At 62.9% G+C, this 19,333-nt stretch carries 15 protein-coding genes and 1 pseudogene; 9 read left to right on the top strand and 7 right to left on the bottom strand.

What is annotated here, in order from left to right; all coding sequences use genetic code 11:
- Nucleotides 1–6 precede the first annotated feature (6 nt).
- The 7 genes from H3V53_RS04180 to H3V53_RS04150 all read left to right on the top strand — a co-directional run bounded on the left by H3V53_RS04180 (nt 7) and on the right by H3V53_RS04150 (nt 8,061).
- The gene (locus H3V53_RS04180; protein WP_336596853.1) at nt 7–1,188 is read left to right on the top strand and encodes an acetyl-CoA C-acyltransferase; all 1,182 of its coding nucleotides are present in this window, start codon (nt 7–9) and stop codon (nt 1,186–1,188) included.
- A gap of 13 nt (nt 1,189–1,201) precedes the next feature.
- The gene (locus tag H3V53_RS04175; protein WP_336596852.1) at nt 1,202–2,410 is read left to right on the top strand and encodes an acyl-CoA dehydrogenase family protein; all 1,209 of its coding nucleotides are present in this window, start codon (nt 1,202–1,204) and stop codon (nt 2,408–2,410) included.
- Nucleotides 2,411–2,420: 10 nt separating this feature from the next.
- Entirely contained in the window at nt 2,421–3,551 is a 1,131-nt protein-coding gene (locus tag H3V53_RS04170) for an acyl-CoA dehydrogenase family protein (protein WP_336596851.1), read from the top strand.
- A 4-nt stretch (nt 3,552–3,555) separates the two neighbouring features.
- Nucleotides 3,556–4,368: an oxepin-CoA hydrolase, alternative type gene (locus tag H3V53_RS04165; RefSeq protein WP_336596850.1), complete on the top strand. Its 813-nt coding sequence runs from the start codon at nt 3,556–3,558 to the stop codon at nt 4,366–4,368.
- Nucleotides 4,369–4,408: 40 nt separating this feature from the next.
- The gene (locus H3V53_RS04160) at nt 4,409–5,617 is read left to right on the top strand and encodes a CaiB/BaiF CoA transferase family protein (RefSeq protein WP_054930679.1); all 1,209 of its coding nucleotides are present in this window, start codon (nt 4,409–4,411) and stop codon (nt 5,615–5,617) included.
- Between the two features lie 35 nt (nt 5,618–5,652).
- Nucleotides 5,653–6,639 (top strand): NAD(P)H-dependent flavin oxidoreductase, encoded by a 987-nt coding sequence (locus H3V53_RS04155; protein WP_336596849.1) that lies wholly within the window; start codon nt 5,653–5,655, stop codon nt 6,637–6,639.
- A 189-nt stretch (nt 6,640–6,828) separates the two neighbouring features.
- Nucleotides 6,829–8,061 carry an ABC transporter substrate-binding protein gene (locus tag H3V53_RS04150; RefSeq protein ID WP_336596848.1) on the top strand — a complete coding sequence of 411 codons (1,233 nt, stop codon included), beginning with the start codon at nt 6,829–6,831 and terminating at the stop codon, nt 8,059–8,061.
- Nucleotides 8,062–8,406: 345 nt separating this feature from the next.
- Here the strand turns inward: H3V53_RS04150 and H3V53_RS04145 are convergent, their stop codons facing one another.
- From H3V53_RS04145 to H3V53_RS04130, 4 genes are all read right to left on the bottom strand, one after another.
- Nucleotides 8,407–9,186 (bottom strand): alpha/beta fold hydrolase, encoded by a 780-nt coding sequence (locus tag H3V53_RS04145; protein WP_336596936.1) that lies wholly within the window; start codon nt 9,184–9,186, stop codon nt 8,407–8,409.
- 251 nt (nt 9,187–9,437) lie between these two features.
- On the bottom strand, nt 9,438–9,965 hold the full coding sequence (locus H3V53_RS04140) for a hypothetical protein (RefSeq protein ID WP_336596847.1): 528 nt from the start codon (nt 9,963–9,965) through the stop codon (nt 9,438–9,440).
- A gap of 413 nt (nt 9,966–10,378) precedes the next feature.
- Nucleotides 10,379–10,942: a helix-turn-helix domain-containing protein gene (locus H3V53_RS04135; RefSeq protein WP_336596846.1), complete on the bottom strand. Its 564-nt coding sequence runs from the start codon at nt 10,940–10,942 to the stop codon at nt 10,379–10,381.
- Entirely contained in the window at nt 10,936–11,751 is an 816-nt protein-coding gene (locus tag H3V53_RS04130; protein WP_336596845.1) for a DsbA family oxidoreductase, read from the bottom strand. Before H3V53_RS04130 ends, H3V53_RS04135 begins: the two co-directional genes overlap by 7 nt.
- Nucleotides 11,752–12,005: 254 nt before the next feature.
- Between H3V53_RS04130 and H3V53_RS43560 the strand changes: the two are divergent.
- Both H3V53_RS43560 and dctA read left to right on the top strand, forming a co-directional pair.
- Nucleotides 12,006–12,974, top strand: a pseudogene (locus tag H3V53_RS43560) (LysR family transcriptional regulator).
- A complete protein-coding gene (dctA, locus tag H3V53_RS04115; protein WP_336596843.1) occupies nt 12,971–14,272 on the top strand; it encodes a C4-dicarboxylate transporter DctA in 1,302 nt (433 codons plus the stop codon). The pseudogene H3V53_RS43560 and the gene dctA overlap by 4 nt, the downstream one beginning before the upstream one ends.
- Before the next feature lie 24 nt (nt 14,273–14,296).
- Here the strand turns inward: dctA and H3V53_RS04110 are convergent, their stop codons facing one another.
- From H3V53_RS04110 to H3V53_RS04100, 3 genes are all read right to left on the bottom strand, one after another.
- On the bottom strand, nt 14,297–15,079 hold the full coding sequence (locus H3V53_RS04110) for a substrate-binding domain-containing protein (protein ID WP_054920204.1): 783 nt from the start codon (nt 15,077–15,079) through the stop codon (nt 14,297–14,299).
- A gap of 55 nt (nt 15,080–15,134) precedes the next feature.
- On the bottom strand, nt 15,135–16,433 hold the full coding sequence (gene tcuC / locus H3V53_RS04105; RefSeq protein WP_336596842.1) for an MFS transporter: 1,299 nt from the start codon (nt 16,431–16,433) through the stop codon (nt 15,135–15,137).
- A 196-nt stretch (nt 16,434–16,629) separates the two neighbouring features.
- The gene (locus tag H3V53_RS04100; protein WP_336596841.1) at nt 16,630–19,329 is read right to left on the bottom strand and encodes a CoA-binding protein; all 2,700 of its coding nucleotides are present in this window, start codon (nt 19,327–19,329) and stop codon (nt 16,630–16,632) included.
- Nucleotides 19,330–19,333 lie beyond the last annotated feature (4 nt).

Genomic DNA, 19,333 nt, shown 5'->3' with positions numbered 1-19,333 from the left:
CGAACCATGCGAGAAGCTGTCATTGTTTCCACCGCGCGCACGCCGCTGACCAAGTCGCATCGCGGCGAATTCAACATCACGCCGGGTCCCACGCTCGCGTCGTTCGCGGTGCGCGCTGCCGTCGAACGCGCGGGCGTCGACCCGGAACTGATCGAGGATGCCATTCTCGGCTGTGGTTATCCCGAAGGCACCATGGGCCGTAACGTCGCGCGTCAGACGGTGATTCGCGCGGGCTTGCCGCTGTCGATCGCGGGCACCACGATCAACCGTTTCTGCGCGTCCGGCCTGCAGGCCATCGCGCTGGCGGCGGGGCGCATTGTCGTCGACGGCGCGCCCGCCATGATCGCGGGCGGGGTCGAAAGCATCTCCGGCATCCGCACGCGCGAAGACGGCGAGACCGGGCTCGACCCATGGATCGTCGAGCACAAGCCCGAGCTGTATATGGCGATGATCGATACGGGCGACATCGTTGCGAAGCGCTACGGCATCAGCCGCGAAGCGCAGGATCGTTTCTCGGCGGAAAGCCAGCGGCGCACGGCCGAAGCGCAGCTCGCCGGCCGCTACGCCGACGAGATCGTGCCCGTCACGACCACGATGGCCGTCACCGACAAGGAGACGGGCACCGTCAGTCAGCGCGAGGTCACGGTATCGGCCGACACCTGCAACCGGCCCGGCACCACGTTCGAGGCGCTCGCGAAGCTCGCGCCCGTCAAGGGGGCCGACCAGTCTGTCACGGCAGGCAACTCGTCGCAGCTTTCCGACGGTGCGTCGGCGTGCGTGTTGATGGATGCGAAAGCCGCCGAGCGGGCCAATCTCGCTCCCCTGGGCGCGTTTCGCGGCTTTGCCGTCGCCGGCTGCGAGCCAGACGAAATGGGCATCGGCCCGGTGCTCGCCGTGCCGAAGCTGCTTGCGCGCCACGGCCTCACGGTCGACGACATCGGCCTGTGGGAACTCAACGAAGCCTTCGCATCGCAGGCGCTGTACTGCCAGCAGCGCCTCGAAATTCCCGCCGAGCGGCTCAACGTCGACGGCGGCGCGATCTCGATCGGCCATCCGTTCGGCATGACGGGCGCGCGTCTCGCGGGGCATGTCCTGATCGAGGGCCGGCGGCGCGGCGTCAAGTACGCGGTCGTCACGATGTGCATTGCCGGCGGCATGGGCGCCGCTGGCCTCTTCGAAATCTACTGAGAGAAACAAGATCATGGATCTGAACTTCACCCCCGAAGAGGAGGCCTTTCGCGAGCGCGTCGTGCGCTTTCTGAAGGATAAGCTGCCGTCGAGGCTTTCGGACAAGGTCCGCAACGGCTTGCATCTCACGCGCGCCGACATGGCGCAGTGGCATGCCATCCTGAACGAACAGGGCTGGCTCGCGAACCACTGGCCCGAGCAATACGGCGGCCCCGGCTGGAACGCCGTGCAGAAGTTCATCTTCGAGAACGAGTGCGCGCTGGCGGGCGCCCCGCGCATCGTGCCGTTCGGCGTGAACATGCTCGGCCCCGTGCTCATCAAATACGGCAGCGAAGCGCAGAAGCGCCACTGGCTGCCTCGCATTCTCGATGGCTCCGACTGGTGGTGCCAGGGCTATTCGGAGCCGGGCTCGGGTTCCGATCTCGCGTCGGTGAAGACGAGCGCCGTGCGCGGTATCGATGACGAAGGCGAGCACTACATCGTCAATGGCCAGAAGACGTGGACCACGCTCGGCCAGCACGCGAACATGATCTTCTGTCTCGTGCGCACGGCAACGGACGTGCGCAAGCAGGAGGGCATCAGCTTCCTGCTCGTCGACATGAATTCGCCGGGCGTCGAAGTGCGTCCGATCATCACGCTCGAAGGCGATCACGAGATCAACGAAGTGTTCTTCACCGACGTGCGCGTGCCCCTCGCCAATCTCGTCGGCGAAGAGAACAAGGGCTGGACGGTCGCCAAATATCTGCTGACCTACGAGCGCACCAATATCGCGGGTGTCGGCTTCTCGGTCGCCGCGCTGGCGCGCCTGCGCCGCGCGGCACAGAAGGTGACGCGCAACGGCCGCCCGCTCGCCGACGATCCCCTCTTTGCGGCGCGCCTCGCTCGCGTCGAAATCGACCTCGAGAACATGAAGACGACCAATCTGCGCGTGATCGCCGCGGTTGCGGGCGGCGGCGTGCCGGGCGCGGAAAGCTCGATGCTGAAGATTCGCGGCACCGAGATTCGTCAGGAGCTGTCGTCGCTGATGCGTCGCGCGATGGGTCCGTATGCGCAACCGTTCATCGAGGAAGCGCTGCACGAGGGCTACGACGACGCAAGCGTCGGCCCCGATGAAGCTGCAAGCGCGGCCGCGCTGTACTTCAACAACCGCAAGCTGTCGATCTTCGGCGGCTCCAACGAAATCCAGAAGAACATCATCTCGAAGATGATCCTGGGACTGTAAGAGGATCGCGATGAATTTCCAGCATACCGAAGACCGCCGCATGCTGGCGGATACGCTGAACCGCTTTGTGAGCGAGCAGTACGGCTTCGCGACACGCGATGCGCTGGCGCGCAGCGACTCTGGCTTCAGCCGCGAGATGTGGGTGCGCTTCGCGGAACTGGGCGTCGTCGGCGTGCTTTTCGACGAGGCCGATGGCGGCTTCGGCGGACAGGGCTTCGACATCGCCGTCGTGTTCGAGAGCCTCGGGCGCGGCCTCGTGGTCGAGCCTTTTCTTGGCGCGCTGATGGCGGGGCGCGCGCTGGCGCAGTCGGGCAGCGGCGCGCAGCGCGCCCTCATCGCAAGCCTGATCGAAGGCCACGCCGTCGCCGCGCTGGCCCACGACGAGCCCGGCTCGCACTACGAACTCGCGAACGTGTCGACGCGCGCCGCGCGCAGCTCGAATGGCTGGGTGCTGACGGGCAAGAAGGCCGTCGTGCAGCAGGGCGCCGAAGCCGACTTCTTCATCGTCCCGGCGCGCACGAGCGGCGCAGCCGATGCCGAAGAAGGCATCTCGCTGTTCGTCGTTCCACGCGAAACGGCGGGTGTCGCGCTGCGGGGCTACGGGAAGATCGACGGCGGGCGCGCCGCGGAAATCTGCCTGAACGACGTGTGTCTTCCCGACACTGCATTGCTCGGCGACCGCGACGCGGGATTCGCCACGCTCGAACACTGCATCGGCGCGGGCGTGCTCGCGTTGTGCGCGGAGGCGCTGGGCGCGATGGAAGTGGCGAAGGAGCACACGCTCGAGCACCTGCGCACGCGCAAGCAGTTCGGTGTGGCGATCGGCAGCTTCCAGGCATTGCAGCATCGGATGGCCGATCTGCTGCTGGAGATCGAGCAGGCGCGCTCGGCTGTCATCAACGCGGCTGCCGCATTCGGCGCGGGCCGCATCGAACGCGAACGCGCGCTGTCGGCGGCGAAGCACACGATCGGGCGCGTGGGCGCGCAAGTCGCGCAGGAGTGTATCCAGCTGCACGGCGGCATCGGCATGACGTGGGAATTGCCGCTCGCGCATTACGCGAAGCGCCTCGTGATGATCGACCATCAACTCGGCGACGAAGATCACCATCTCGAACGCTATATCACTCTGGGCAGGAGCTAAGACTGTGAACGAACCCATTCTTTCGCGCCGCGAAGGCGCGGCGCAGGTGCTGTCTTTCAACAATCCGGCTGCGCGCAATGCGCTCACGGCCGAGGTCTACACGGCGCTTCCGGCAGCCATCGAAGCGGCGCAAAACGATCGGGAAGTCGGCGCGATCGTGCTGACGGGCGTAGGCGGCGCGTTCTGCGCGGGCGGCGACCTGAAACGGCTCGCGCAACGGCGCGTGGCGACGCCGCTCGAGCGGCGCGCGGGCATCGAGAATCTGCACGACATGATTCGCTCGCTGCGCGACTGCGGCAAGCCCGTGATCGCGGCAGTCGAAGGCGCGGCGGCGGGCGCAGGGCTGTCGATTGCGCTCGCGTGCGACATGCTGGTGACCGCCCGCAACGCGTCGTTCTCCGTGGCCTACGTGAAGGTCGGCTTGTCGCCCGATGGCGGCGCGACGGCATTCCTGTCCGGTGTCCTCTCGCGTCAGCTGATGACCGAGTTGTGTCTGACGGGGCGGCCTGTCACGGGCGAACGCATGCATGTGCTAGGCGTCGCGAACCGGCTTGCCGAGCCGGGCAGCGCGCTGTCGGAAGCCTTGGCGCTCGCGCAATCGCTCGCGACGGGGCCCGAGCGCGCGATCGCACGCATCAAGAGTCTGTGCCGCCAGGCAGGCGGAAACACGGTCGACGCGCAACTCGACCTCGAAGCCGACTACATGGCGCAATCGCTCGGTGACGATGAATCCGCCGAAGGCATCAACGCCTTCTTCGACAAACGCGCCGCTGATTTCTCCGCGTTGCGCCGCGCGTCCCAAGTCAGTTCTCACTAGACGCGGCGCGCGTGTTCTCCTCTGTCATTGCGGATCTGTCATGTCGAACCTGAACTCTTCACTGCCGCTTGCCGGCGTTCGCATTCTCGATTTATCCCGCGTGCTGGCGGGACCGTGGTGCGCGATGGTGCTCGGCGACCTTGGTGCGGAAGTCATCAAGGTCGAGCATCCGAAGCGCGGCGACGACACGCGCGACTGGGGCATACGCGTCGGCACGACCGAAACGGCCTATTTCAATAGCGTGAACCGCAACAAGCGTTCGGTGTGTCTCGATCTGCAAACGGAAGAAGGTCAGCAGATCGCGAGAGACCTCGCGCGGCAGTGCGACGTCGTGATCCAGAACTTCAAGTTCGGCGGCGCGGAGAAGCTCGGTCTCGGTTACGAGCAGCTCAAGGAAGGGCGCGAGGACCTGATCTACTGTTCGATCTCCGGCTACGACCGGCGCGGGCCCGAGGCGGCGCGTCCCGGCTACGACGTGGTGCTGCAGGGCGAAGCGGGGCTGATGGCGCTCAACGGCAACGCCGATCAGCCGCCGCTGAAGTTCGGCGTGGCGGCGGTCGATCTGTTCACGGGGATGTACTCGGCGCAGGCCGTGCTCGCCGCGCTGTTCGAGCGTCAAAGGACGGGCAAGGGGCGTCATGTCGAAATGGCGCTGTTCGATTGCGGCCTGATGATCACGTCGTACTACGGGCTGGAGTCGATGCTGATGGGCGAAGACCCGCCGCGCTACGGCAATTCGCATCCTTCTATCGTGCCGTACGGCGTGTTCGATGCGCTGGACGGCCCGCTCGTCATCGCGGTCGGCAACAACGGCCAGTACGAGCGCTTTTGCCGCGATGTGATCGAACGGGCAGATCTGTTCGACGACGACCGCTATCGCACGAACCTCGTCCGGGCGGCGAATCGCGAAACGCTCGTGCCCGAACTCAAGCGCGAGATTGCCAGCAGACCGCGCGCGCTGCTTCTCGAACGTCTGACGCGCGCTGGGATTCCGTGCGGCGAAGTGCTCGGCCTGCATCAGGCGCTCACCTCGACGCGCGCGTCGCAAGGCGGATTGTTGACGACCTTCCAGCATCCCGAGGCGGGCAGCACGCACCTGCTTGCGCCACCGTATCGCTTCGACGGCGCGCGGCTTCCGGTGCGCAGCGCCCCGCCGCGACTCGGCGAAGGCACGAGCGAAGTGCTCCAGTCGCTGCTCGGGCTGTCCGCCGAACGGCTTTCGCAACTCAAGGCAGAGGGCGTCGTATGACGCTGGATCGCGTGTTATTGCACAAGGACTATTCAATGAGCCAGACTGCTTTTTCCAACGCCGTGACTGAACTGTTCGGCACGCGGCTGCCCATCGTCGCGGGTGGCCTGATGTGGCTCGCCGATGCCGACTATGTCGCGGCCGCCTCGCGTGCGGGGATCATCGGCTTCATCACGGCGGCGAGCTTTCCGGAGCCGCAGGCGCTGCGCGCCGAGATCCGCCGCTGCCGCGAACTGTGCGAGGGCGGCCCGTTCGGCGTCAACGTGTCGATGCTGCCGAAGCTCGTGCCGGGCGAGAAAACGCGCGAAGTGTTCGAGCTGATCGTCGAAGAGGGCGTGGCATGCGTCGAAACTTCGGGACGCAATCCCGAGGAATTCATGCCGCTGCTCAAAGAAGCTGGTGTGAAAGTGCTCCACAAGGTGCCTGCGGTTCGGTTCGCGGTCAAGGCGGCTGCCGTGGGCGTCGATGCCGTCGCGATCGTCGGCGCGGAGTGCGGCGGTCATCCCGGACTCGACATGGTGGGCTCGTTCGTGAACGCCGCATGGGCCGAGAGCCAGCTCGACATTCCCTATCTGATCGGCGGCGGCATCGGTCGCGGCTCGCAGCTTGCGGCAGCGCTCGCGATGGGCGCTTCGGGCGTGGTGGTCGGCACGCGCTTCGCCGTGGCCGAGGAAATCTGGGCACACGACGACTACAAGCGCCGGCTGGTGGAAGCCGGACCGACCGATACGGATCTATGCATGCAGTCGGTGCGTAATACCGTGCGGACGCTGCGCAACGAGACGACGGCCGCGGTGAAGGCGCTCGAGGCGCAGAACCCGGACATTACCATTGCCGACCTGATGCCGATGGTCGCGGGCAAGATCGGCCGCGACGCTTACGTGACGGGCGACTGGTCGAAGGGACTGCTCTCTGCGGGACAATCGCTTGCCTTCATCGACAGAATAGAACCGCTTGCTGATATCGTGCTGCGGTTCGAGCACGACATGCGCGAGGCGATGGGGCGGCTGGCGAGCCACTGATACCATCGTAACGGGCGCACCCCGCCGGCGCCAGATCGATGCTGAGCGTCGAGCGGCGCAACGGTTGTGTACCGGCCACGCTTGAGCGTCGTGAGCGGATGCCTGCAATTAGAAAGCGTGACATCAAGGTGCGGCGCCACGGCGCAACGCCCCGCGGTTATCGAGACACATAATGACAGGAGAGAGACGATGTGGAAAAAAGGGAAAGCAGTACTGCTGGCGACATGTACGGCATCAGCGGCGCTTTTGAGCGCACCGGCAACTGCTGCGCCGGCAAAGTTGTCGGATGGTGTGGTCAAGATCGGGGTCCTGACCGACATGTCGAGTATCTATTCGACGCTAGGGGGACGCGGCGCCGTGCAAGCCGTCAAAATGGCGGCGGACGACTTCATGAAAGAGAACCCTGACATCAAGGTCGAAGTCGTCTATGCCGACCATCAGAGCAAAGCCGATATCGCAGCAAGCAAAGCGCGCGAATGGTTCGATCGTGACAACGTTGACATGGTGACTGATCTGACGAACTCGAGTGTCGCCTTTGCCGTTATCGACCTGGCGCGTCAACGAAACAGGATTGCCATCGCGACAGGCCCCGCGAGTTCAGAGATCACCAATTCGAAGTGCACGCCCATTTCCGTTCAATACGTGTATGACACGTACGCGCTAGGCCGTACGACCGCACGCGAGATGATGCGGCAGGGCGGTAAGACCTGGTACTTCGTCGCGGCCGATTACGCGTTCGGTAAGGCATTGGTCGGCGATGCGTCGAATGCGATCAAGTCCGAGGGCGGTAGCGTGCTCGGGACTGCATGGGCCCCGCTGCATACATCCGATTTCTCCTCTTACTTGATGCAGGCACAGTCCTCCCGTGCCAAGGTGATCGGCTTGGCCAATGCGGGCGGCGATTTTGTCAATGCGATGAAAGCGGCCCAGCAATTTGGGCTGACGCGTACGGGTGGCCCCCAGATGACGGGTTTGCTGGTCTTTCTTGCCGACGTGCATGCGATCGGGTTGCAAGCCGCGCAGGGTCTCGAATTCTCCACCGCGTTTTACTGGGATCGGGATGTCGAAACGCGCAAGTGGAGCAAACGGTTTTTTGAATCGGCAAATCGTATGCCGGAGCAGACCGACGCGGGGGACTACTCGTCCACCTTGCATTACCTGAGGGCGGTAAAGGCCGCCGGAACCGACGAAACCGGCGCGGTCATGAAGAAAATGCGAGAACTGCCGATCAACGACTTCTTCGCCAGGAACGGAAGAATTCGCGAGGATGGCCTGATGGTGCACGACATGTATCTCGTGGAGGCCAAAAAGCCTTCCGAGTCGAAGTACCCATGGGATTACTACACCGTCAAGGCGGTGATACCGGGCGAGAAGGCATTCAGGCCGTTGGCCGAAAGTGCATGTCCGCTTGTCAGGAAATGATGTTACCCGCCGCGACCTGTAAAGGAGTTCGCTCCGCGAGGAGCCGATGCGGCTGATGTCGACCGTCCCGGCACTCGCGTGTCGGGACTCCGGCCGATCAGGCACGAGTCGCGCGAACTTTTGTCATTCGCGAGCGTGATGTCGGGGGGGGCGCTTCATCGTCATCAGTTCAGTAATCTCATGCCGATCGTCTGCACGTCGCTACATCCTGTCGTCGGCTGTTCGACATCATCGACCGATATAGGTGATGACAGACGCCAGCCGTCGCTCAGGGCTTGCATCGGACGCAGGCGGCCTGTTCGTTATCGAAGCGGATACCTGCGGCGCCTGACAGCGACAACGCCGTTAGTCACGTTGTCCCGCCGCCGCGAGGACAAGTTGTGCAATCTCGTCGGGATGAGAGATCAGCGAGAGATGGCTCGCTTTCACTTCGATCGTTTTGGCGCCCATTCGCTTGGCCATGAAGCGTTCGAGGTCGGGATTGATCGTCCGGTCTTCCGTCGAGACTGCATAGAAGCTTGGCTTCGATCGCCACGCCGCCTTCGTGGTTTTGCCGGTGAGGAGGGCCTTGTGGAAAGGTTGTTGAACAGCATAAAGGACTTTGGCCTTCGCTTCGGGAAGGTCGCCCGCGAAATCGCGCAGGAACGCTTCTTCGGTCAGACGTCCCTCGTCGCCGTCGAAGACAATTCCAGCGGAGGCCGGTGGTGTCGGATAGGTCTTGGCCAACGCCGTGTAGTCTTCGCCTGCATCCGGTGCACGTGCTGCCACGTAGACGAGAGCCGAAACATTGGGATGCGTCCCGGCTTCCGTCACGATCATTCCCGAGAACGAATGTCCGACCAGCACCGTCGGACCATCCTGCCGATCGAGTACTCGCTGTGCTGAGGCAACCGCGTCAGGCAATGTAGTTAAAGGATTCTGGACGGAAGTGACATTGAGACCCGCCGCCTGCAATCGCGGGATCACTTCCGACCAGCATGAGCCGTCAGCGAATAGCCCGTGCACGAGAACGATATTGCCTGCTTTGACCGATGTGGCGGTCGCCGCCGTCACACGGGTAGAGATAAGCGAAGCGGCGGCACCGGCAACGAGAGCAGTGGAGAATCTACGTCTATTCATCGTCATGTCCGTCTTCCATCCTGGTTGTCGTACTGAAATGATAGGCGCCGCCGTGCTTTCGAGCAGGATGGACAGCGCGTCGTTCCAGCAACCTTTGAAGTCGATATCTGGCCGTGTTGCTCCGGCCTTCGCCGCTTTGATGGCGGACGCTAATCCGTCCGGGTTGACTGGCGCAGCAGCCGATGGATCGGCCATATCCAGTCGCGATAGACGGATGGCGGCGTGGAACATGTTTCGAAGGCTGAAGATCGCGGGCTCTAGCTCCCGGCAGCGGGAGCAGGCGGCACGGGCAGGATGATCTCCGAAGCGACCTTCCAGTCCTTGTCGACTCTTATCCAGTTGATCAATACCAGAAACGGCTTTGGCGTGCCATCCTGACCCGCATAGGAGACCGTGATGGTCACCGGCGCGTAGGATTGCGCCACGTCGTTCGTCAAGCCCACCACCTTGAACTTCGAATAGTCAGGCTGGAGCACAACCGGGCCGGACGCGCCGATGTCGTGCAGCTTCTGGTCAATCGCATCATTGCCCCAGAAGCCGGCCCAGTTTCCTTCCGAAGCGGTCGCGCTTTTAGCGACGAGAAGGGCCGAAGGAGACTGCCAGAACATGTCATGCAGCGCCTTGAAGTCGTGGCGATTGGCCAATTGCATGAGATGGCTGAATCTGGCTCGAATCGTATCCAAAGTTGCCGCGTCCAACGGCTCACGGTAGTTGGCAGAAGTGGCCGCGAAGGACGTTGTAACAACAGCCAGTGTGCCGGCAAGAGCCAGAAGCGTTTTGCGCACGATGAGATCCCGTTGAACGATAGATGGTGTGCTTCGGTGCGGGCAATCCTGTGCCGGCCCCGTCGCGATGTTGGATGCGCCTAGTGTGAGCGTCAATCGATGGTTCTCGACAAAAGCCGGCGGCAACCAGCAACCATATAACCTGGAGTCGGGAACGGCCGATGAGTATCGTAGCGGTTGCTGCCCGATCAAAAATATCTGTTTCTGCCGGTTTTGGTACAGGAATGATGCAATGTGCAGGCACCGCAAGATTGCGCTTGAGCGCGGCGACGCTTGCGAATCTTGAAACTCTTAACCAGGGATTATTTCGACGAGATGACAGAAGTCGTCACTCTCGCGCATCATTTGACGAAGGGGTAACGATCCAGAAATCGGCGTGTGCTAATGAACGTCCGGGGAATCGCGCCGGTAAATCACGGGCCGGGCGCATCACGCCTGCCATCGCCTCTGAGGTGCAAACGTTGCCAGGCCTTCGGACTCGTGCCGGTCATTCGCTTGAACCATCGTCCCAGATGGGACTGGTTTACAAAACCGCAGGCCAGAGCAATGGCCTGCAGGGTCAGGCCGCTATAGAGAAGCATGTCCTGAGCTTGGGCGATCTTGTTTTTGAGTGCCCATCGATGTGGCGGCAAACCTGTTGATTGCTTGAATTCGCGCGCAAAATGACTAGACGACAATCCGCACGCCTGGCTTAGCGCCGCGAGTGTAACCTTGTCATGATCGCGAACCGATAACATGGCCTTGGCAAGTTGCAGATGAGTCGGAGAGAGGCCACCACGGACCCGGCGTAGCGTTCCCGTCGCGTGAGTGAAGCCGTAGCTGTCGAGCACATATGTTTGGATCGTGCGCGTAGCGAGTTCAAAGAACGGCGCGGACGAACTTCTTTCCTGTGTCGGGTCCACACCATTGACCGCGTGCACCTGTATGGTGACGAACGAAGGATGGGGGCCGCCTGGGTTGGATCGCTCGATCACCATGTAGCCCGCTTCTTCAACGATGTTCGAAGGTCGGCTTCGGGGCCGCCGGCGAGTAGCCGGTCCAGCGCGGCGGTCATGTGCTCTATTGGCGCGACACCGCGCACGACCACGGGAGGCTGCGGTCGTGCCGTATCACTTGCGATTGTCAACATGACGAAAGGAAGTCCAGTCACGCCGAGTCGACCGGCCGCTGCTTCATCGTCTTCAATAGCCGTCTTGAAGCGCTGCTCGGCCAGGGATGCAGCCAGCGCCGTCTGATCGACGCCGCATTCGTTTGCTATGTCCAGCAAAACGTCTTTGTTGCCGATATCTCTTCCATGCTCAAAATACGCCTTGAACAGAGCGCGATGCACACTGTCGAAGCGTCCGGCAGTGCGGCTGAAAAACGCGGTCTCGAAGGCCAGGCGGCTACGCGGTGCAGAAGGCGGTAGCTTCATCTTCAGATTGCGTTCAGCGGCAAGCGGGTAGACTGCCTTGAGCCAGATGCTGGTGATGTACTCGCCGTCCGGCTCGATGAGCGCAATGGGGTCGGGCCGCAGTTCGAAGGCGTGCCATTCGACCGCTAACGGCACGCGGGACTCCTCGACGAATCGGTCGAGGGTATCCATCTGCAGATAACAGAAAGGGCAGACATAGTCAGCCCAACAATCCATGCGAACGGTCGGCATCGGAACCATGCGAAAGCACCTTGATATCCCGCGAGCGCGGAAGCCTACTCGGACCTTGCGGTTGCCCGAAACAATCATACACTCCGGTTCCTGCCGCATAGCGCGCGTCTGCGCTTCGGTACGAAAATGCTCTTGATTCAACAGAACTCGTCCACGCAGCCCGCTTCTTGCTCGGTAAACGTGCGCCTTCACATGGTGCGCTATCGCATGCGCGCACCGCTGCTCGCGGCAATGTGGGCGACAGAGCTCCTATCCCCGTCTTTTCGAGTTGCGCCACGCTGAAAAGCCTATTGCCTTCCATAAATCGCGGATGGCGATGGTCAGATCGGACACGGCCGCGTCGCGACCGAATGCAATTGGGGCAAAATGTCGGTATCAATATAACGGAGACCGGCGTGGGCATTAACTTCGACTTGAACGACCTCCAGGCGTTTCGAGCAGTGGTAGAACTGGGAAGCTTCCGCAAGGCCGCCGAAGCTGTCAGCATTTCCCAGCCTGCACTGAGCCGACGGATCGACAAGCTTGAGGAAGCGCTAGGCGTGCGCTTATTCGAACGCACCACGCGCAGCGTGACCCTCACGACTGTCGGCAGGGTGTTTGCGCCAAGCGCTGAACAGCTTCTCGACGATCTCGACGTCGCGTTGCTAGGCATTCGCGATGTCTCGTCGAGCCGCCTGGGGCATGTGACTATCGCCTGCACACCCTCCGTCGCGCACTACTTCCTGCCAAACGTCATTGCAGGCTATCACCGCCGATTTCCGCGCATCAGAGTCAAGCTGCTTGACTCGAGCGCAAACGAGGTGCTTGGCGCAGTTCTCAGCGGTGAAGCAGATTTCGGCGTTAGCTTCATGGGTAGCCAGGATGCCGAGGTCGAGTTCAAGCTGCTTTTGCAGGACCGCTTCGTTGCCGCATGTCGCCGCGATCATCCGCTCGCGCAAAAAAAAGCGCGTGACATGGAACGAACTTTACGAGCACGACTACGTGTCCGTCGACAAGACCTCCGGAAACCGACTGCTGCTCGATCAGGCGCTCTCGAATGTCGGGCCGCGCGTGCCGAGCGTTTGCGAAACGCGCCACGTCACGACCATGCTCGGTCTGGTTGAAGCAGGGCTTGGAGTCGCCGCTGTCCCGTCGATGGCCATGCCGGGACGCAATCATCCCATCCTCACGAGCGTGCCGCTGGTCGAACCAGTGGTTAAGCGGCGCGTGGGAATCGTGAGGCGTCGCGGCGCCCGCTGACACCGGCCGCTCAGGAATTCCACAAAACGATTGTCGAGATGAAGCACGGCGGCGCCGCAAGCAGTGACACATCGGACGATGATGCGTCGCTGGAAAAGCGGCCAGGCAGGAAGACCGTATCGTGAAGTTGGCAAGACCGCTTCGCTTGCTCTACGTGCAGGTTGTGCTGGCCATGGTGCTCGGTATGGCGCTCGGTCACTTCTTGCCACAAGCCGGACCGCTGCTCAAGCCCTTGAGCGACGGGTTCATCCGTCTCGTGAGGATGATGATTACGCCGATCGTCTTCTGCACGATCGTCTCGGGAATCACGTCGCTTGCGAGCGGAAAGGCGATCGGCCGGACGATTTTTCAGGCGCTGGCGCTGTTTTATCTTCTGACAGCCGTCGCGCTCGCGCTCGGACTCGTCACGGCCTTCGTGTTGCGACCCGGTGGGGGTATGCACATCGACGCCGCCCATCTCGACGTGAGTATCCTCGCGCAATATGTGAAGGACCCGCATCCGCGCGGCGTCGTCGCGTTCGCGATGAGCCTCATCCCCGAGACGATGCTTGGCGCCTTCGACAAGGGCGAGGTGCTGCCAGTGCTGCTGCTCTCGCTGCTGTTTGGTTTTGCGCTGAATGCCTATCCGAAAGCGGGCAGGCCCGTACTCTCGCTCATCGACGGCATCGCTCAGACGCTGTTCCGCATCCTCGCGATGATCATGCGGCTTGCTCCCCTCGGCGCATTCGGCGCAATGGCTTTCACGGTGGGCCGCTTCGGCATCCGCTCGGTCGGCTCGCTCGGCATGTTGATGGTGTCCTTCTACGTGGCATGCGCGCTGTTCATCGCGCTCATTCTCGCTCCGCTTGCGCGTCTGCACGGTTTCGCGCTTTGGCGGCTCTTGCGCTACATGCGCGAGGAGCTGCTTATCGTTCTGGCGACGTCATCGACGGAGCCGGTCCTGCCGCGCCTGATCGCAAAGCTGGAGGCGCTCGGCTGCGACAAGGGCGTAGTGGGGCTCGTGTTGCCCGCGGGCTATTCGTTCAATCTCGACGGGACGGCGATCTATCTGACGCTCGCCTCCCTGTTCATCGCGCAGGCTTGCGACGTGCCGCTTTCCGCGCTGCAGATCGCTACGATGCTCGCAGTCATGCTGCTGACGTCGAAGGGCGCGGCGGGCGTATCGGGCAGCGGGCTCGTCGCGCTCGTCGCGACGCTGACGGTCATTCCCGATCTGCCCGTCGCCGGGGTGGCGCTGCTGGTGGGCATCGACCGCTTCATGTCCGAGGCACGCGCCCTGACGAGCGTCATCAGCAACGCCTGCGCCGTGATCTTCGTTTCGATGTGGGAAGGTGCCTGCGATCGGACGCGTCTCGCGCGGGTGCTCGGGGCAGCCGCGCCGGACGGCGCGGAAGAGCCCGCGCAGAATGCCCCGGGAAGGTGACATGAAGGCTGCGCGAGGCTGTTTTCAGTGAACGGAAACGCTATCGAGCCCTGTCGACTTGACTTCAGCCTGCACGCCAGGCGACGCGAGATAGTCGAGTAGCGCTTTCGCTTCCTTCGGATGCTGCGCGCTCACGGGAATGCCCGCGGCGAAGCGCGTCACCGATTGCAACGACTCAGGAATCTTTCCGACGAAGGTCGCGCCCTTGACGGGCAGCAGTTCGCTCACCTGCTGAAAGCCGATTTCGTAGTCGCCGTTGGCCACCACGGAGGCTACCGGGATGCGCGGGATCATCTTTGCTTTCGACTTGACCTGATCCTCGATGCCGAGTTTGCGGAACAGCTCACGCTCGATGTAGACGCCGCTCGCGCTGTCCGAGTACGCGATCGACTTGGCATGCAGCAGCGTCTGCCGGAGTCCGTCCGCCGAACTGATATCGGGTTTCGCAGCGCCTTCGCGCACGACCATGCCGATTCGCGAATCGGCCAGCTCTACCCGTGATCCGGGGATCACCTTGCCTTCCTTGATCAGCTCGTCAAGTGCATAGCCAACCATGATGACAGCGTCCGCGGGTTCGCCGCGCGCGAGCCGGTTGGGAATCGCTTCGGGCGATTTGCCCATCGACGGACCCAGCGCGGTGTCGAGCGTGTTGCCCGTCTCGGACGCGAACTTGGGGCCGAGCACCTTATACGCCGCGGTAAAACCGCCGGAGCTCATGACGTGCAGGTCGGTGGACTGCGCGTTGGCCGCGGCGGCCGAGATTGCCACGAGCGCCGTCGCGCACAGTTTCAGAAGCAGATTTTTCATGATTGGAGTCGTGTCGGATAGCAGGGAATAGAAGCACTGTGCAACGACATGCGCCTTAGTGCGCCGGCGTCAGCGTTGCCGCGCGCCTGCGATACAGTGCGAAGGTCGCGAGAAGCGCGCACACTGCGGCGAAGCTCATCCAGTAGCCAGGTGCAGCCTTGTCGCCCGTCATGTGAATGAGCGCCGTCGAAATCGCTGGCGTGAATCCCCCGAACACCGCCGTCGCGAGGCTATAGGCGAGCGAGAAGCCCGCAACGCGTACCTCAACGGGCATCACTTCCGTGAGCGCGACGACCATCGCGCCGTTATAGATGCCGTACATGAACGAGAGCCACAGAAGCGCGAGCAGCATGTTGACGAAGCTCGGTGCGTGCGCGAGCAGCGATAGCGCCGGGTAGGCGGTCCCGATGGCAAGTAACGTCATGCCGACGAGAAGCGGCCGGCGGCCGATCTTGTCGGACAGTGCTCCGCCGACCGGGAGCCAGATGAAGTTCGACACGGCGACACACAGGGTCACGAGCAAACTATCCGCCGTGCTCAAATGCAGGACCGTCTTGCCGAAAGTCGGCGCGTACACCGTGATGAGATAGAAGCTCGCGGTGGTCATCGCGACCAGCATCATGCCTGCGATCACGACGGGCCAGTTCTGGACCAGCGTGCGAAACACTTCGTTCATGGTCGGGCGATGCTGGCGTGCCTTGAATTCCTGCGTTTCCTCGAGATTGCGACGCAGCATGAAGATGAACGGCACGATCATGCAGCCGACGAAGAACGGAACCCGCCATCCCCACGCCGCAATGGCTGCGGTGTTCAGCGACTGGTTGAGCGCGAAGCCAAGCGCCGCGGCCACGACAATCGCCACCTGCTGGCTCGCGGACTGCCAGCTCGTAAAGAAGCCTTTGCGGCCGGGTGTAGCCATTTCGGCGAGATACACCGACACGCCGCCCAGTTCCGCGCCTGCCGAAAAGCCCTGCAGCAGCCGGCCGACGAGCACCAGCACGGGCGCCAGAAGGCCGATGGTCGTGTAGCCCGGGACGAACGCAATCAGGATGGTGCCGCTTGCCATGATGGAAAGCGTGACGATGAGACCCTTGCGGCGGCCGACGTCGTCGATGTACGCACCGAGCACGATGGCGCCCAGCGGACGCATGAGAAAACCCGCGCCGAAAACCGCGAACGTCATCATCAACGACGCGAATTCGCTTCCGGCCGGAAAAAAGACGTTGGCGATTTGTGTGGCGTAGAAGCCGAACAGAAAAAAGTCGAACTGCTCCAGAAAGTTTCCGGCCGTTACCCGGAAGACCGCTGCAGCCTTTGAATGCCCCGGCGATAGGGTGGAGGATGAGGGGTGCATCGATATGTCTCCTGAAATGCTGAAATATGCGGCCATCTGCTCTTTGTCATTTCGCAATATATTGGCTCGTGGCCGCCGAAACGATAAGTGCAATTTCCTGAACGATTGATGTTCTACAGTTATCAATCCACGTTGCCTCCGGGTCCGCCGTGCGTCGGGTTTAATCCGCGCCCGGCGGTGCTTCAGATGGCAGCCATCAGGCCACGAAGCGACACTGTGAAGCGGGTGTGCGCGTGTCCATATTGCGACCACGGTTGAGGTGATCGTCGATCTCCGCGGCGCAGCCGAGCATGCGCGGGTACAGAAAGATCGTGAACGCCGCGGTTTCGAGATCCCCCTCGCTGATGTCGCCGCGTCTAAGCGGCTGCCACAGCATCTTCAGAAGCAGCGCGGCGATCACGGCATCGACATTGACGCAGTAGACGGTGCGCGAGACGCCCGCCTCGAACAATGCCTGTACCAGCGCGCGATAGTACGCATGAAACGCGTTGTACTCGCCTCGCCTCTCATAAAGCCCGGCGATGAACACCTCGCGCGGATCGTGATTGACGGGCTTGTCCTTGAACACCGGGTGATTCACGCCAGGCAGCTTGGCGATGTCGAGGCTGCCCGCATGCTTCTGACGGGCCTTGTACTGTGCGTAGTGCTCGACGGAACGCCGCGCGAGCGCCTCGAGGTCAACGCCGTGTTGTGCGTTGGCAGGATCGTCGAGACCGCTGTCGCGAAACGCCTCGTTGAGAAACGCGATGCCTTCATAGCCGTTGCCGCCGTGCGTATAGCCGGTGTGCGTGAGAAAGCCCGTCAGCGCCTTGTTCAATTGCACGCGTTCGGGCGATTCGGGGCCGTCAGCGGACACCGCGCCCTTCGCGCCCTGCGCTGAGATCGCGCCGGGTCCGTTCGTGAGCAGCAATCCCGTTAGCGTGCTGAATGCGAACAGGTCGTCATTGGATGGCTTCAGGCCGAGCAGCGCCGCGAACGCGGTTTCCGTCAATGAGCGTTCGCCGAGCAATGCTTCCGTGGAAAGATCGCAGAAGCTGTCGGGACGATGGCGCGACGCATCCGCCGAGGCGCCGATCAGCGTGCCGAAGAGCTTGGTCCACCATGGCAGGTTCTCCGCCGTCAGACGCGAGATGCGCTTGCGCATGAGCGGGCCCCAGGCGAGCGTCGTCGTGATCGCCGCGAGCACGGCGTCCGCACGCGGATACCCCGGGCCGTTGGCAATCCACCGCACGAATGCCGAACTCACGCCGCGCGCGGCGAGCCCGGCGAGCATCGCTTGCGCCTTCGCGTCGGGTTCATCGGAAAAAAGTGCCGCGCTGCCTTCGGTGTCGATCGCGTCGACGTCGAAATCGCGATCGAACGCGTTCGCGAGTTTCGCAGCGCCGAACCGGTCGATCATCAGCCGGGCTGCGTCGCGCGCCGCCCGCTGGCGGTTCGGTCCGACGATCGCCGCTGCGGCGGCGAGCACCGCGTTGGGTGCGTTACCCGCTTCTCGCGCCGCTTGCGCCGCCGCCAGTTCAGGCGTGCCGTACAGGTTCACTGCCGCGCCGACCGCGACGTCGATCAGCTTTTCGTCGTTTGCGCCGCCGAACTCGTGCAACAGTGCGAGGCACACGTTCGCTTCGAAGGAATGCGTCGCCGCTTCGAGCATCGATACGCCGTGCAGACTGCTGACCTGCGTCTTTGCATCCATCTGCGAGGCGCCCGAGGCGTCTTTCAACGGCTGCCGAGGCGGGATCGCCCCGATCTGGTCATTCACCCGCGCGACCTGTTCGTCATACGGGGCGACCGCTCTCACGACTGGAAGCGCGAGATCGTCGGGCAGATCGAGCCCCTGATCCGAGCCGAACCACGGTTTGAGCGCGAGGCTGCCTTCGGGCTCGAAGTCGGGCATCGTTGCGTTCGCGCGCATCACGGCCGTGAGCGCGGCAGGGATATGGGCGATGTTCGTCACCACCGCGCCCTTCGCCGAGCAGCACGGATCGTCGGGCGTGAAGAGCCGTTCGACGCCGAACTTCTCCTTGAACCAGCGTTCCTTCGCGAGCGCATCGTCGGCGCCGCCCGCCATCGCGCCCGCATGTCCGACTGCGCGCGTGAGACGGCTTTTCCAGCGGCCCACTACGCACGCGACCACGGGCTTGTTGAAGTGCGCGTCGGCCTCGTAGTATCCGCCGGGCTCGCAGTACAGCACGGCGGCCTTGCTGCGCGCGTCGTTGGCAAGGGCAAACGCGAATTCTGGCGCGGCATAGTGGATGTAGACATCCTTCCCGCTGGAAATGACGGTCGATGTGCCCCAGCCACTCATGCGCAGGTACTGCGCGATCGTGGTGCTGAAGCCGCCGGAGTTCGAGAAGATCGCGATCGATCCTTGCCGCAGTGTGGCGCCCGGATCGTCACCGCCGAGCGCGCCGCCGATCCGCACGCGCTGCCATGAGTCCGCGACGCCCAGCCCGTTTGCGCCGAAGATGTCGATGCCCGCCTGCTGTCCCATCGCGCGGATCTCCCGTGCGTCGTGCACGGCAATCTTCTCCGTAATGATGAAGATCTTGCGCAGATCCGGATTCACGCGGATCAGCTCGGCCACGCCGTCGCGCGCGGCGGAAGGCGGCAGATACACGACGCCGCAGTTGAACCGATGGCCGGCTTCGAGACCCTCTCGCACATTGTTGAAGACCGGGATGTCGCCCGCGGGCGTTGCGAGCACCTGGCCGCCTTTGCCGGGCGCCGTGCCGAACACCACATTCGCGCCCGAGAAGGCGTGACTCACGGGCGTCACATCGGACGACTCGCCACCAAGGATATTGAGCACGCAGACGCGATCTTCACGGGTAGCGATGTCCGCCAGCGACTGAATCCCGACGAAGTATTTGAAGTGGCTGTTGCCTTGCTTGTGCATGTCG

Origin of the sequence: Paraburkholderia bengalensis (assembly GCF_037126505.1) — a bacterium.
In the GTDB taxonomy this organism is placed as follows: domain Bacteria; phylum Pseudomonadota; class Gammaproteobacteria; order Burkholderiales; family Burkholderiaceae; genus Paraburkholderia; species Paraburkholderia bengalensis.
The sequence above is the reverse complement of the archived record's forward strand: the minus strand, read 5'-3'. Positions and strand labels throughout refer to the sequence as shown.